Source organism: Paenibacillus sp. FSL W8-0187, assembly GCF_037969755.1.
Taxonomy (GTDB): domain Bacteria; phylum Bacillota; class Bacilli; order Paenibacillales; family Paenibacillaceae; genus Paenibacillus_AQ.
Genome location: NZ_CP150206.1, coordinates 634,498 through 649,041, shown reverse-complemented (window position 1 = coordinate 649,041; position 14,544 = coordinate 634,498). Strand labels below are relative to the sequence as shown.

12 protein-coding genes are annotated in these 14,544 nt (G+C 51.1%); all 12 read right to left on the bottom strand.

The genetic code is table 11. The features are described 5' to 3' along the window. Positions 1 to 97: 97 nt before the first annotated feature. A complete protein-coding gene (locus tag MKY48_RS02830; RefSeq protein WP_339292259.1) occupies positions 98 to 1,321 on the bottom strand; it encodes a glycosyl hydrolase family 8 in 1,224 nt (407 codons plus the stop codon). 348 nt (positions 1,322 to 1,669) lie between these two features. Further along, entirely contained in the window at positions 1,670 to 2,677 is a 1,008-nt protein-coding gene (locus tag MKY48_RS02825; RefSeq protein ID WP_339292258.1) for a zinc-binding alcohol dehydrogenase, read from the bottom strand. 21 nt (positions 2,678 to 2,698) lie between these two features. After that, on the bottom strand, positions 2,699 to 4,939 hold the full coding sequence (locus tag MKY48_RS02820; protein WP_339292257.1) for an AraC family transcriptional regulator: 2,241 nt from the start codon (positions 4,937 to 4,939) through the stop codon (positions 2,699 to 2,701). 65 nt (positions 4,940 to 5,004) lie between these two features. Then, positions 5,005 to 5,886 (bottom strand): carbohydrate ABC transporter permease, encoded by an 882-nt coding sequence (locus tag MKY48_RS02815; RefSeq protein ID WP_339269884.1) that lies wholly within the window; start codon positions 5,884 to 5,886, stop codon positions 5,005 to 5,007. After that, positions 5,880 to 6,845, bottom strand: a complete 966-nt coding sequence (locus tag MKY48_RS02810; RefSeq protein WP_339269882.1) for an ABC transporter permease subunit — start codon at positions 6,843 to 6,845, stop codon at positions 5,880 to 5,882. Before MKY48_RS02810 ends, MKY48_RS02815 begins: the two co-directional genes overlap by 7 nt. 79 nt (positions 6,846 to 6,924) lie before the next feature. After that, on the bottom strand, positions 6,925 to 8,532 hold the full coding sequence (locus tag MKY48_RS02805) for an extracellular solute-binding protein (RefSeq protein ID WP_339292256.1): 1,608 nt from the start codon (positions 8,530 to 8,532) through the stop codon (positions 6,925 to 6,927). 510 nt (positions 8,533 to 9,042) lie between these two features. Then, positions 9,043 to 9,975, bottom strand: a complete 933-nt coding sequence (sdaAA, locus tag MKY48_RS02800; RefSeq protein ID WP_339269880.1) for an L-serine ammonia-lyase, iron-sulfur-dependent, subunit alpha — start codon at positions 9,973 to 9,975, stop codon at positions 9,043 to 9,045. Then, positions 9,972 to 10,655 (bottom strand): L-serine ammonia-lyase, iron-sulfur-dependent subunit beta, encoded by a 684-nt coding sequence (sdaAB, locus tag MKY48_RS02795; RefSeq protein WP_339292255.1) that lies wholly within the window; start codon positions 10,653 to 10,655, stop codon positions 9,972 to 9,974. Before sdaAB ends, sdaAA begins: the two co-directional genes overlap by 4 nt. A 39-nt stretch (positions 10,656 to 10,694) precedes the next feature. Continuing rightward, complete coding sequence (locus tag MKY48_RS02790; RefSeq protein ID WP_339292254.1) at positions 10,695 to 11,777, bottom strand: dihydrodipicolinate synthase family protein; 1,083 nt, start codon at positions 11,775 to 11,777, stop codon at positions 10,695 to 10,697. After that, the gene (locus MKY48_RS02785) at positions 11,777 to 12,793 is read right to left on the bottom strand and encodes an NAD(P)-dependent oxidoreductase (protein WP_339292253.1); all 1,017 of its coding nucleotides are present in this window, start codon (positions 12,791 to 12,793) and stop codon (positions 11,777 to 11,779) included. Before MKY48_RS02785 ends, MKY48_RS02790 begins: the two co-directional genes overlap by 1 nt. Positions 12,794 to 13,102: 309 nt before the next feature. After that, the gene (locus MKY48_RS02780; RefSeq protein WP_256720511.1) at positions 13,103 to 13,237 is read right to left on the bottom strand and encodes a hypothetical protein; all 135 of its coding nucleotides are present in this window, start codon (positions 13,235 to 13,237) and stop codon (positions 13,103 to 13,105) included. 131 nt (positions 13,238 to 13,368) lie between these two features. Next, positions 13,369 to 14,463 carry a DUF4349 domain-containing protein gene (locus MKY48_RS02775; RefSeq protein WP_339292252.1) on the bottom strand — a complete coding sequence of 365 codons (1,095 nt, stop codon included), beginning with the start codon at positions 14,461 to 14,463 and terminating at the stop codon, positions 13,369 to 13,371. Positions 14,464 to 14,544 lie beyond the last annotated feature (81 nt).

Here is a 14,544-nt window from a genome sequence, read left to right as displayed (position 1 = left end):
CTATAAATCAATTATTGGTAGGAAAAACTAAAAAAACCTGATCCGTAACGGATCAGGGTTTTATTTTATGATTCCTTAAACTTAAAGGGCGTGATGTTTAATATGTCCACCAGTTCCCCGACATCACGATCATCGAGAACAGCTTGATGCTTTCCTCATAATATCCCTCTGCGGATGCATTCGCCGTGTAACTCCATACCGAATTCAGCCAGCTCTGGTGGCTGGACGAAGTCATCGCACTTACGCCAAAAGGAGCATAGAACGCCCCACTATTATAAGTTACCAGCGCGGTGCCGTTCAGGTTATACCCTGCCTTGATGTTGGCAGGATTGCTGCTTGTGGCTGATTTAATGAACGTGTTCATCTTGTTCAATTGATTCAGCGCACGCGTATCACCGGTCATCAGATAGTCAGTCGTAATCCGCCAAGGAGTCCGGGATGAATTGTAATAGTATTTTCCATCATTCGCCCCTTCCAGGAATCCCCCTTCCGCAGGCTGATAATTGCTGCCCGACTTGACTACGAAATCCGGAAGCAAGCCAGTATTGGAGCTGTAGCCATTATAGATGGAGTTGATGATGGTATAGGTTTTGTTAATGACATTATCCCAACGGACATCGCCAGTAGCCGCACGGAATGCCTTCATATGGTTCAGCATGAAATCCGATGGCCGCGTGGCTGTGTCGAAGATGCCGCTTGTTGCCCAATCGCCTAAGCGCAGCGTCCACTGGGACTGATTAACGTCACTGCTCATGATAGCATTGATAATATCCTTAGCTGCCTGGAGGTAATTAATCGATCCGCTGCTTCCCCACTGCTTGTCCGCAAGCAGGAGTGCGTAAGCAATGTCCATATCGCCGTCCGTTGCCGAATTGGCTCCCCCTATATTCTGAAAGCTGCTGTTTTGCTTCCAAGCCATCAGATATGGATTGTTATTACTCGGATGCGCCTTATAATATCGATAAAGTCCGTCGAAATACGACTGGGCATTACTGTCGTATCCCGCCATCAGAACGGTGAAGAGCATCCCGTAGCCATGAGCCTCGGACACTGTCTCACCCGCCGAATTGTATTTTACGTAATATTGCCCTGTTGCTGCAGGCTTCAGGAAAGACCCTTTCCAGCTGTTCCATTTGTTCTTGACCGCACTGTCCATCGCTGACTGCGTCACATTGTTTGGTTTAATCGAACCGCTCGTATAAGATGTATGCTGGGGAAACGGCTTGTTGGCCGCCAGAGACAATCCGGCTGGCAAGATCAGTAGAACAGCACAGAACAACACAGCCGACTTACGGATGATCGAATTTCGGAATACTTTCATCACGCTTCGCTCCTTTGTTTTTCGAATTGGAAAGCCATTACCGCTACAGTTTGGTAAAACGGTTTCGAATAAACCACCACCCTTCCAAAATCGATGGAAACGAGGAATGCTGCTTATATGTATAAATCCTAAGAAGATTAGATATGTAAATATCTCTATATAAAATGATAAATTATCCATATCTACTACTAGTATAATTTAATTGTATATTATTGTAAATTAATAGTTTGGCAGATCGGATCCCGTCGCACGCAAAAAGCCGTCTTTCTGCAGTGGCATCACTGCTCGGAAAGACAGCTATAACGATTCCTCTTCTCGTTCCTCTACCGGGAATCCCATTCCCGGAATTCACGCGTTGTCCGCGTAGTTAAATATCGTCCCCAGGGTCGTTGACCCGGGACCGTACCGCTCATAAGCCTTGCCCGCTTCATCCACGGGGACCACATGCGAAATCAGCGGTTTGACCGAGATTCTCCCTTCGGCCAACAAACGAATATATTCCGCGATGTTGCGGCCTTCCGTCCAGCGCACAAAGCCGATCGGGTAATCCGTATTGCGGAGCTCATAACTTGCGTCATACCGGCCCGGACCGCCTGCTCGCGAAATGAGCACCTGCGCCTCCTTGCCAAACATCCGGTCCCGCGCGTACGTCATGGACAAATCGCCGACAATGACGATTTTCCCCTTATCCCTAATCCATGTCATCGAAGAGTTAATGAGTTCTTCCCCGGGGCCACTTGCACACAGAATAACGCTGTCGGCTCCATGACCACCGGTCATTCGCTGAATCTGCTGCTCAAGCTGCTCCTGATTGTCATAGGCATAAGGAATATGCCGTTTCAATCCCTGGACTCGCTCCGGATTCAGATCAAATCCCGCAACGGGGCAAGCCGCCGCGTGAGCGATCTGGGCAATCATCTGCCCCAGGATGCCAAGCCCGACCACCACGGCCGATTCGCCGAAGCGCAGATTCGCAACCCGCAGGGCATGGATCGCAATCGCTCCCAGTCCCGCAAATGCCGCTTCCTGCGGGTCCACTCCATCAGGTACAATCGCCGTTAGATTGGAAGGCACCGTAAGCCACTGGGCATGACGGACGTAAGGAGCCCCATAACAGGCCACCCGTTGACCGACGGCAAGTCCCTTCACGCCTTCTCCCAAGTCTTCGACGATCCCCACGGCGCTGTAACCCATAATGACTTTTTGATCCGATGCTCTTCGTATAAAGATCATCTCCGTGCCCGGGCTGACCGCCGAGTATTCGGTACGAATCAGCACATGGCCTGCCGGCAATCCGGCCGGCTTCTCGATTTGATCAACGATCACTTTTCCATGAATCGTGGCAACAGCCTTCAATATGAACCCTCCTGCTCCACCTTATTTTCCCGATGCTTTCCGATATTCGCTCGGCGAGACGCCGCTATACTTCTTAAACGTTGTCGTAAATGTGGAAGAGTTCGAATACCCCGTCTTCTCTCCGATTTCGGCAATGCTGAGATCCGTGTTCCGGAGATATTCACGTGCGTGCGATAGTCGGACCTTGTTCAAATACTCCACATAATTCACGCCGAAAGTCTTCTTGAAATAATTCGAGAAATATTTCGAGCTGGTATCCAGCACTTCGGCCATATGGTCCAAATACAAATTCTCCATATAATGCAGTTCGATATATTGCGAGATGAAGGCGGGGTTCAGCTTGCTCCGCGGATCATGGTTTCGCGTATTGGCCACCACGCGCATCACTTCCATTAGCGCCTTCTGGATCTCTTCATAGGTAAAGGCTTGATCAACCTTGCGGATGAAATCACTCTCCAGCAAAAACAGCTCATTGCGATCAACGGACGGCGAATCCGCCTGCTTCATGACAAGAAAGAACATGCTCTTCGCAATGTGCACCATCTGATGATGATGAATATGAAGGTCCGCATTCTGCTGAAAAATGTCACTCACAATCTGCAGTCCTTCATCCACCTTGCCGCTCAGCATGCAGTTGCTCAGCTTCTCAATCTTCTGAAGCGGATAATAAATATCCGGGACGTAACGGATTTGCTCCGTATCAACCATATCCGTGTCCGCATTCACATTCCGGTATAATCGGCCATCCTTAATGTTCCGGTATGCCTCGCAACAATTGCTGATCTTGGATTCATACGTCTGGCTAACGCAGCCCCACACCATAAACGTATCTGTAAAGTCCTGGTTGCACAGGCCGATATACTCTTTAAATTTCCATACCAGCTGCTTGCGGTCCGACGGCTGATCCAAACCGATGAGCGCGAGGAATCTCAGCTCTTCGATATGATAAACCACCACATGTTCATAGCGTTCCTGCAGGCCGTTTCGGATCTGGGCCGTCAACTCTTCCAGGACAAAATCCGCCTTGGCTGCCCCCTTGCCGGCAGGCTGCAAATACACGGCCGCCATCATGAAATGCCGACACTGGAAAAAATGCGTGTAATGCTTCTGCATCTGCATTTCCTGCTCTCGTGAATGGTGATGGCCGTCCAGCGTTTGCAGAAACACGCCGCGGCGAATATCTTCATCCACCAGGTCCATCTGCTTCTTCAGGGATTCATTCTCCCGCTGGACCTTGATGATGCCGCTCTGGATTTTTACAAAATCATTCCCTTTCAGCGAACTGCCTCCGAGCAGTTGCACGATGTTCTTCACCGGCCGGTACAGATAAATGCTGAGCAGCACCGACAGAATGACGTTTAACGCAATCGCGCCGTACATGATCCACGTATTGGCATTGGTGACGGAATCGATATTTTGAAACTTGTAAGGCAGCTTGTTGATATAAATAAAACCGTTATAATCCGATTTGTAAAAATTGTACTCAAAATCATCGTGTGTGAGGGAGGCTTCCTGCGACGGGTTAAAGTATACGTCGTTCAGAATGCCTACCAAATCCAGATCCTTCTCGGTGCTCAAGATGACGTTCCGGTTCGCATCCAGCACGATGAGCGAGGCACCGGGAATCATCGAGTTCAAATCGATCCCTTTAAGCAGCCGGTTCACGTTGATCATGACCATGAGGTTTTTGTTCGACATCCTGACCTTGTTGCCGTCCACGGCAATCATCAAATTCCGGCCATACCCGCTGCTCTGATCCGCATAAACCTCTGCTGGAAAGATCGTAAGCTCGTGCTCCGATCGGGTAAACGTCTTCCAGAACATCGAGTTGAACTTCTGGGATTTGTACCGTCTGTCAAACAGAGCGTCCAGATTGCTGGTCCCGCGTGTCGTAATGGCCAAATCATGATTGTCGAAAGAGACGACCACATCTTCCACGATGTCCACATTGGACACTATGCTGGTGACGCTATCCTGAAGGGAAATGACCTTCTCCATGTCCAGCATGCCGTTATCCAATTGCATCCGGTCTGAAGGAAGCGCATGAATGTTAAAAATTAAATTGTTGACGGAGGAGAAACTGGTATCAAACGACTGAATAATGTTTCTGATCACCATCCGGTTGTTCTCGCTCACCTTGTCGTAAATTCCCGTAATGGAATTCTTGTACACGATGTAATTGAATATGAACATGATGCCGACGACCAGTTGCAGAGCGAAGAAAATCTGGAGCAATCCTCTGTTGGCGATCAATCGATTCATACGGATTCACCTCTCTTGGATGTCATCCCTTCATATTCAACATGAAAGCCCCCGGCACCTTCCCGTTATCCCTTTTCGGAACCGAGCATGACTCCTTTGGCAAAATACTTCTGAGCAAACGGATAAATCAGCAGCACCGGAATCATGGACAACACGATTGTTGCATTCTTCATAGCTTGAGGCGCCAGCGCCGACGCGTCCACCAGACTCGGGTTGCTTCCGTTCTCACTGAAAATCAGCATATCCCTAAGGACAACCTGGAGTGGATACATATTCGCATCGTTCAGATAAATCAGAGGGATAAAAAAGCTGTTCCAATGACCCATGAAGTAAAACAATCCGATCGAGGCCAGCGCCGGTTTGGACAGCGGAAGCACGATCTGGAACAGGATGCGATACTCGGAAGCACCGTCGACAACGGCTGCCTCGCGCAGGGACTCCGACATATTCTCATAGAAGCTTTTGAGGATTAACAGTTCAAAGGTCCAGATCGCATTCGGAAGCACGAGTGCCCATACGCTATCCAGCAGGCCAAGCTCCGATACGATCAGGTAGTTCGGAATGATCCCCGGATTCAGGAACATGGTCATGATGATCGCCAACAGGAAAAACTTGCGCCCGAAGAAATTTTTGCGCGCGAGCGGATATGCCGCTACTGCCGTAAGCAGCAAGTTAATGACCGTACCGAGCGCGGTATAAAAAATCGTGTTCAGGTAGGCGCGCGGCACCCGGTCATCGTTCAGCACCTGGGCATAGGCGTCCAGATTAAATCCCTTGGGAAACAAGGTGATATTCCCTTGCACCACTTCGGAAGTCGCACTGAGGGAAACGGCGGTGATATATACGACGGGGTACACGGTAATAATGGCAAGGCACGTCAGAATCAGCGTATTGATGATGCCGAATAACGAGATGTTCCGAAGGCCGAATCGTTTGTTGTTTACCATAGTCCGCTACCTCCCAGTCTCTTGCTGAAGTAGTTAGAGGACAGCAGCAATATCATGGCGACAACGGCTTCAAACAAGCCCACGGCTGCACCATAGCTGTAGTTGCTCTCCAGTAGCCCTTTTCGGTAGACATAAGTCGAGAATACGTCCGCTACCTCATAGGTCATCGGATTGTAAAGCAGCAGTACCTTCTCGTATCCGATCCGGAGCATCGATCCCGTCTTCAAGACAAACATGATTATAATCGTAGGCAGAATGGCGGGAATCGTAATTCTGAAGATCATATGGCGCCTCTTGGCACCATCCACCTTGGCCGCTTCGTAAAGCGACGGGCTGATCCCTGCGATCGCAGCCATATAGATGATGGCCTCATAACCGACGGTTGCCCAGATGTCCGATGAAACATAGATGGTTCGGAACCAGCTCGGTTCTATGAGAAAGTACGTCTTCTCAAAGCCTAGCGCGGCGATAAGCTGGTTAATGATTCCTTGATTGGGCGACAGGAAGTCGATAATCATACTGCTGATAATGACAACCGACAGGAACGAAGGAAGATAGCTGAGCGTTTGAACCGACTTTTTAAACCATTTGACTCTGACCTCGTTTAAGAGAATCGCCAGAATGATGGGAAATGGAAACCCGAAAATGAGATTATATACGCCGAGAAGCAGCGTATTCTTGAACAACAGCCAAAAATCTGGACTGTTGAAGAATTTCTCGAAATGCTTGAGCCCTACCCAGTCGCTCTCCATGATACCAGTGAATACGCTGTAGTCCTTGAAGGCAATGATTAAGCCGTACAGGGGCCCGTAACGAAAAATGATGTAAAATAACAGGCACGGGATAAACAAAATCAACAGTTGTCTGTCCCGTTTCATATGCTGAAAGGCCGAAGCCATTCTTCTTCCAAGCCCGCCGCGGGGATTGGCCAGTTTTGTCTCTGTCCCTGCACTTGACATGGTGTTCCCTCCTTAAGATGATGAGCAGCACCCGAGCGTTGTACCCGGATGCCGCCATCAGTCCTATTTCTTCCGCGGATTAATTCGTGGCTTCATCCAATCTCTTCTGGGCTGCGTTGAAAATATCGACGATCTGCTTGGCTCCCTGCTTCTCGGCTTGCGCTTGCCATTGCTGCCACTGCGCATCGCCGTAATTTTTGTTGAGAATGTATTTCGCGTTAAATTCATCCGCCAATTTCTTCAGCGAGGTTTGAATCTCCGCAATTGTTGCGGTTTCATCATCCGTAAAATTCACGACCGGATCCAGCGGCTCGAATTTATTACCGTTCAGCAGCTTATCCTGAGCCTCCTGTTCCTTCTCCGTGTAGTTGAAGTACACGCTGCGCTTATCGGAGTTGACATACAGACCTTGCAGCCACAGACCATAACGGTCCTCCAGCACGCTGATGTCCACCAGCGGCACGTCGGTCAGCTCCGGATAGACGGCTTTATCGCCTTCCATCTTGAATGTCTCGCCTTCCACGCCCATCGTTACCAGCGTTGCGCCGGACGGGCTCGTCAGGTAGTCGAGGAGCTTCAGGGCAGCTTCCTTGTTGTCGTTGTTGGCTACCGCGATGCTGAAGCCGTTCGTAATGCTCTCGATCGTCTTGCCGTTGCCGGTCGGTCCGACCGGGTTGCCGTATCTCAGATCATAGTTCGGGTTTTGGTCCTTGACCTGGTTGTAGAACAGGTCCAAACGTCCGATCCAGTCATAGGTCACAAAGGATTTGTTGCCTGACGTCATTTTCGCCGTCCAGGAATCGTCGGTGTCCGTCATGAATTCCGGATCGAGGAGTCCCTCGTTGTACAGCTTCTTCATGAAATCGAGCATTTCTTTATGCTCGGGCTGTATGGTAGCGTACTTCCACACCTTGGCGTTCTCGTCGTAATACGTCGGATAGTTGGCTCCGCCGATTCCCCAGCCGAAGGCCCAATCGCGGAAAATATGTTCTTTCGTCTTGGAGGCGTAAGGATAGGAATCCGGATAGGCTTCCTTCAACTTTTTGAGTGCCTGATAGAATTCATCGGTATTCGTCCATTCCTTGATGCCCAGCTCATCGAAGATGTCTTTGCGGTACAGGAAGCCGTGGTTCACATCACGGTTGATGTTCGCAACGGGCCAGGTATAGATGTTTCCGGATTCGTCTCCGTAGGACGGAATGACCCACGGATTCTCATCGACATACATCTTTTTAAAATTCGGCAGCATGTCGAGATATTCGTTGATGGCAACGACCGCTTTCTGCTTGCCGATCTTCTTCAGCTCCGGAGGCGTTAGCCCGTGGATAATGTCCGGGAGCTTGCCGGAAGCAACGGTTACTTTCAGTTTGTCTTGAAAGGTAGCCGAAGAATAGGCTTGGAAATTCACCTTGATGCCGGTTCGCTTCTCGATTTCCTTTGCAAGCAGGGAATCATTCAGGTTGGTTTTCTCGCTGACGACCATCCAATTGATCGTTGTCGGTTTATCAACCAAAGGAAGCGCGAGACCCCCAGTATCCCCATATTGATCCGGATCTGCCGGTGCCGTTGGAGGGGCTTTGTCTCCGTCCGTTTTGGGAGCTGCCTCTTTACCCCCTCCGCTGCATGCAGCCAGGATCGAAACTATCAGTGTGAATGCGAGTGCCATACGAAACCACTTTTTTATCATTTTCGTTCCTCCTTTAAAAAGATCATTTACATGCTGCTGACTGAATCTGTGTAATCGCTACTCTACCCCCGTTATTTCTTCTCATCTGTGCGTGTTGGTTTATTCATCTGGACTACGTTTCAAATAGCAAGATGCTCCCTACCACTCCTCCTTGTTGGCGACGATCCCTAGCTCAGCGCAGGGAATATTCTAAAATCACTCGGCAGCCGATACCGATCCTCCGGCACGGATTTTTCTATCCATCCACATCATAAAAACGCTTTCACGTTTCGTAAAGAAGCGTATTTCGGCGAGATGCTGTTTTTTCTCACCCAAGCCATTAAAATGCCAAAAAACCGCGTAGTATCAGGCTTTTCAGACATGTGGAAAATGCTAAAGCGGTAGAAATATCTAAAAAAAATGAGGGATTTCATAATGAAATCCCTCACGGAGCATGTTAAATTTCTTCTCCTCCTCATCGTACATTAGAGAAGCCTGACGCCTTGGGCTTTTATGAAAACGAGTGTGAACTCATTCACCCATTTCGTCTTTCCTTGCTTTGGCACCCTTTTCCCGCAATTTCTTGCCTTCCTTACCGTACAAGTCCTTCAGGATTTTCTTGCCGGTCGGCGTCTGCGCAAGACCACCCTTCGCTGTTTCCCTGTGCTTGGACGGCATGGCCGTGCCGACTTCCAGCATCACGTCAATCACTTCATCCGATGGAATGACGCTGCGCACGCCGGCAAGCGCCATATCCGATGCCGCCAGTGCTGTCACGGCCCCAAAGCCGTTGCGCACGATGCAAGGGATCTCAACCAGTCCGCCAACCGGATCGCAGATGAGCCCCAAAGAGTTTTTCAGTGCAAGTCCAACAGCATGAACTGCCTGCTCCGGCGTGCCGCCTCGAAGTTCAGTCAAAGCGCCTGCCGCCATACCGATGGCTGAGCCAACTTCGGCTTGACAGCCGCCCTCCGCACCGGAAATAAACGAGTTGTTGGCGATAACATAGCCGATCGCGCCTGCGCTGAACAGCCCCATCACCAAATGCTCGTCTTCCCAGCCGAAGCGTTCCTGCGTGCTGACGAACACCCCGGGGATAATGCCGCAGGAGCCTGCCGTCGGCGTTGCCACGATGCGCCCCATAGAGGCATTCACTTCAGACACGGACAGGGCGTAGGCCAGTGCCGTGCAGGCGTCCGTACCGAGCGCGGGTATCCCGCTGCTCATGTATTGATGGACGCGTACGGCATCGCCGCCGGTCAGGCCGCTTTTGGAAGGGACGGGTTCATGGATCCCCCGGTGCACAGCTTCCTTCATGATGCCGTAGTAATCGGCCATTTGCTTGAACGTCTCGTCCCGGCTTTTCCCCGTTTCCTTGATCTGTTCATTCAGCATCAGCTGGCCAATCGTAACCTGATCCTCCCGGCAACATGCGATGATCTGCTCCAACGTAGAAAACTTCATGACTGCGCCTCCTCTACTGTCAAATCCGCAACGACGACACGGTGCACGCTCGGCAACCCTTCGATATGCTTCATCAACTCAGCCGGAACCGCTTCATCCGACTCCACCACCGTCATGGCATCACCGCCTCTTCCCTTGCGGTCGACATCCATATAGGCAATATTGACGCCGCCGGCCTCCAGGAGCCGGGTGATATGCGCGACCATGCCCGGCGTATCGTCATGGAAGACCAGCAGCACCGGATAATTCATCGTAAACTTGACGTCGAAGCCGTTCACGCGCAGCATTTCCACGCTGCCTCCGCCAATGGAAGCGCCTGCAATGACATCGGTATGATCGCCGTCCGTCAGCTTCAACTCCACGGTATTGGGGTGAAAGGCCACATTCTGTGCCGTCTTAAATTTAAGTTCAATGCCTGCCGCTTCGGCAAGCTCGATCGAATTCCGGATACGCATATCATCCGTGGCAAAATCGAGCAATCCGCCCACGACAGCCAGATCGGTGCCGTGGCCGCGGTAGGTTTCAGCAAAAGAACCGTAGAACACAATTTCCGCTTGATCGGGGAATGCTCCAAATATGCGCCGCGCAGCCCTTCCGATCCGCACGGCCCCAGCGGTATGAGAGCTCGACGGCCCCACCATACTGGGCCCAATAATAGAAAACACATCTTTAAACCGCATGCGCGATTCCCCACTTTCAACTATTCTGCCCTCATTGTATCAGTCCGCCAGCCATCTTTCCAAGTGCTCTTGAATAAAATCGTCATCGTTCAGATGCGGATAGTCTCTGTAGACTCTGTCAATCTCTTCGGATTGGCCGGGAGACAGCGTCTCATGCGGATTCAGGCACCATATGCCTTGCAGCAGTCCCTGCCTGCGGAGCACCTCATGGATACCCGGAATACAGCCTGCAAACTGATGTGCAGGATCGAAGAAGGCTGCATTGGAGTCAGTAATCTCCACGTTGCGTGTCAGCCATTCCTTCGCGAATCGATCCTGCTTGCGTGCCTCCTTGATCTCTTCCAGCAACTCCACCGCTTTCTTCGTCCAGACTGCCCAATGACCAAGCAGACCGCCGACGATAGGCTTGGTGACCAGCGTCCCGTCCACCTGGAATTGATACGTCGTCAGCAAATCATTGACGATGTTATCGTCGTTCCCCGTGTACAGCGCAATATCATCTCTACGGCTCGAATAACAGACGGCACGAACGACGTCCATCGTCTGGTAGCGGTTGAAGGGAGCCATCTTGATCGCCACGATATTCGGAATTTCGGCGAAGGTCCGCCAGAAATCGAAGGAGAAGATATTACCGCCAACCGACGGTTGAAGATAGAAACCGATCACCGGCATCCTTTGTGCAATCTCCTCCGTGCGCTTTAGAATGTCTTCTTCGCTCCAGCCGCTTAAACCGCCCATGCTGAGAAGGACGGCGTCATAGCCAAGCTTGCGGGCAATCTCTGTTTCCTCCACAGCCTGCTCCGTGGGGCCGCAGACACCGGCCACCATCATGAACGGCCGATCGAGCTCCGCCCTGCGAACCTCTTCTGCCGCAAGTCGCAACACGGGTTCATACAAGTCGATGCCCTTGTCGCGGATTTCGAATTGAGTCGAATGAACGCCGACCGCAATACCGCCTGCACCGGATGCCGCATAATAACGCGTTAATGCCCGCTGGCGTCGTTCGTCCAGCTTCCGATTCTCATCCAATGCCAGCGGGTGAGCCGGTATAACGAGCCCTTCATGCAGAGCTTTAAGCTTCTCGGGGGCCAAACGTTGAGTTGTAGGAACCTGTCCGCTCATTAGAATTTCCCCTTTCTCTCTTGGAAGTGAGTCGGCTTATTCCAGCTCTCGCCGCCGGATTGTACCCATGCTGCGGTCCAGTCGAGCATCTGCAGCAGAGACACCTTCGGATAACCGAACAGCTGGTGGGATTTCGCAGCATTGTTCAGGAGTGCAGTCTCGGATTCCGTACCCGTAAAGGTCACTTCCTTGCCCATCCGTACCGCCAATTCCTGTGCCGCCCAGCGGATCGACATCGTCTCCGGTCCCGTAATGTTGATGATTTCAGGAGGCGAGCTGCAGTGCAGGAGCGAACGGAGCGCCATCTCGTTGGCATCCCCTTGCCATATGATATTCGCATGCCCCATCGCCAGGTGAATCGGCCGGTCCTCGTGGATCGATCTGGCCAGCTCATGCAGAACGCCGTAACGCATGTCGATAGCATAATTCAGGCGGTAGATCGCCATCGGCGTACCATTCTGGTGGGAGAAATATTCAAAGACGCGCTCTCTGCCGAGACAGGACTGCGCATACTCTCCGACCGGCTCCGGCGCTACCGATTCGTTGACTCCGCCGCTGCCCACCGATGAGAACGGATACACATTTCCTGACGAGAACACCACCATGCGAGATTGCTTGAATTTCTCGGCCACCCGGCCCGGCAAATACGAATTCATTGCCCAAGTAAAATATTCACGACCGGTCGTGCCGAATTTATTGCCCGCCATATAGATCACATTAGGAGTCTCGGGCAGCTGCTGCAGCTCCCCATCGTTCAGCAGGTCGCACGAAATCGTTTGGACGCCCGCCTCCTCCAGCTCGCGTCTGGCCTCTTGGTTCGAGAACCGGGATACTCCGATGATCCGTTTGCCACCACCGCCTTCACGTACGGCGTTCGCTGCCAGCCTTGCAAGGCTGGGACCCATCTTCCCGCCGACACCCAGCACAAGGATATCCCCCTCCAAAGACGCCAGGTCGGCAACAAGCTGTGCTGAAGGCTCAGCCAGCTTCGCTTCTAATTCTGCAACGGTTAACATGAACAATCTCCTCCTCCGATTGATGATTCATCCTCATCATACGGCCTCGCTTGATATAAAGACAAATCTTTAAATCGTCTTTAAATAGGCAGCGATGTGCCATTATACTCGCAGACTTGCTTCCGGGAAACGGGGACTTTCACCCCCCGGCGGTCTGCAACCATCTTCATGACAGCATAAGAAAAAACGTCTATCGACGTACTTTCTCAGTAGACAGACCGCGTTTAGAGGAAGTTTTTCTTGCGTGATAAGGATGCTAAGCCTTGAATGTTTATACTTTCTTATCTCTTAAAAAAAAGCCCCCTGATCTCAGGGAGCAAACGAAACGTTCAGCACGATGTGTCGAAGCACGAGGAAGGCAATGATAAAGGAGGCTGCCAGCCCCAGCATCGTGAAGATGACGATTTTCTCAACGCGAGTAAATTTGACCTTCGTTTTATTCATCACAATCACCTCGACTTCCATTATAGTACAAATATGATACTCTATTCCAGAAACATAAATCTGAAGATTTGCCTTGGCCTTCCTCTGGATTTTATGTGCGTTTTTTGATGCATCCGGGTCTGCTCCTGCCGTTATTCGTCTTTCATTCGTTTTTCCTTGCCCTTTTGGTCTTCCGGATGCCCTTGCTCAGATGCCGGCCCGTTATTGAGCAGCTTTCGTTTACGGACTACCTCTTCCCGTTTCCGCTGCCCCGATCTTCGCGCCAGCCATAGGATGAGCATAACAAAGACCGCGATGAACAATACGGGAAGCGAGCCGGAAAGGATGACGATAATCCATTGGACGATGATGGTGATCACGTCGATGCTGCCCTGAAAAGCTTGGGAAATCCGCTGCCCGAGCGGTGCCTGAATGGCGGACGTTTTGGGATCATCCTTTTTTTGTGGCATCTCGTAAAGCCTAATTTCTACCGTGGAATAAGACACGTTTTGGTCAATGTAACGCATTCGGCCTTTCATCTGCTCGATTTCCGATTGGATGCGCTCCAGCTCGTTGGCAAAAGCGACAAGGTCGGCCGTTTTGGTCGCTTTTTTCATGAAGGCGACGTACTGCTCCTCCATGATTTGCTTGGCCTTGAGCCTGGATTCCAAATCGACGTATTCCTCAGTCACGTCCTGCCCTTCGATGCTTCGCTGCAGGTTTTCATGCGCAATGTTCTCCAAACGGTTTAAAAAGGAGGAGAAATCGTTTGCAGGAACTTTCACAATAAACGTGCCGCCTTTTTCGCTGCTGGACTGGGTTTCGCTGAAATTAACAATATAACCGCCAGAAAGCGTCACTGTGTTCCGGACTTCCGACTGCGCTTTTCCATAGTCCTGAATCTCCATCACGATATTCGCTTTGTACATTAGCTTTTGGTTGAGCCCGGCTGATAAATCCTGCGAATTAAACCCTGCGCCGGAAGCCTGGGCAGGCGATGGCATATTCGGAAGCTCGGCATCCGCCGATGCCGGCTCCTCGACGCTCTTCTTGCTCGTCACCGCCATTTCGTTTTTGGCTTCCGCCTCACCTCCATCTGTTTTGTTTGAGGCTTGATCCGTCGTTGTTTCTTGCGATTCGACGGCCGCGGCACCTCCAGCGCCTTTGTCTTGAGAACCCGAAGAGCAGCCGCTGACCAGCAATACGATAAGCATCAAAGCAGCAATCCATGAACCCCGCTTTCTCATACTTCAACCCCCTGAAGATAAATATTTTCCGTTTTATCTACTAACGGCTCCATCATCTGGAAGGTTGCGGGCGCGCTAAAG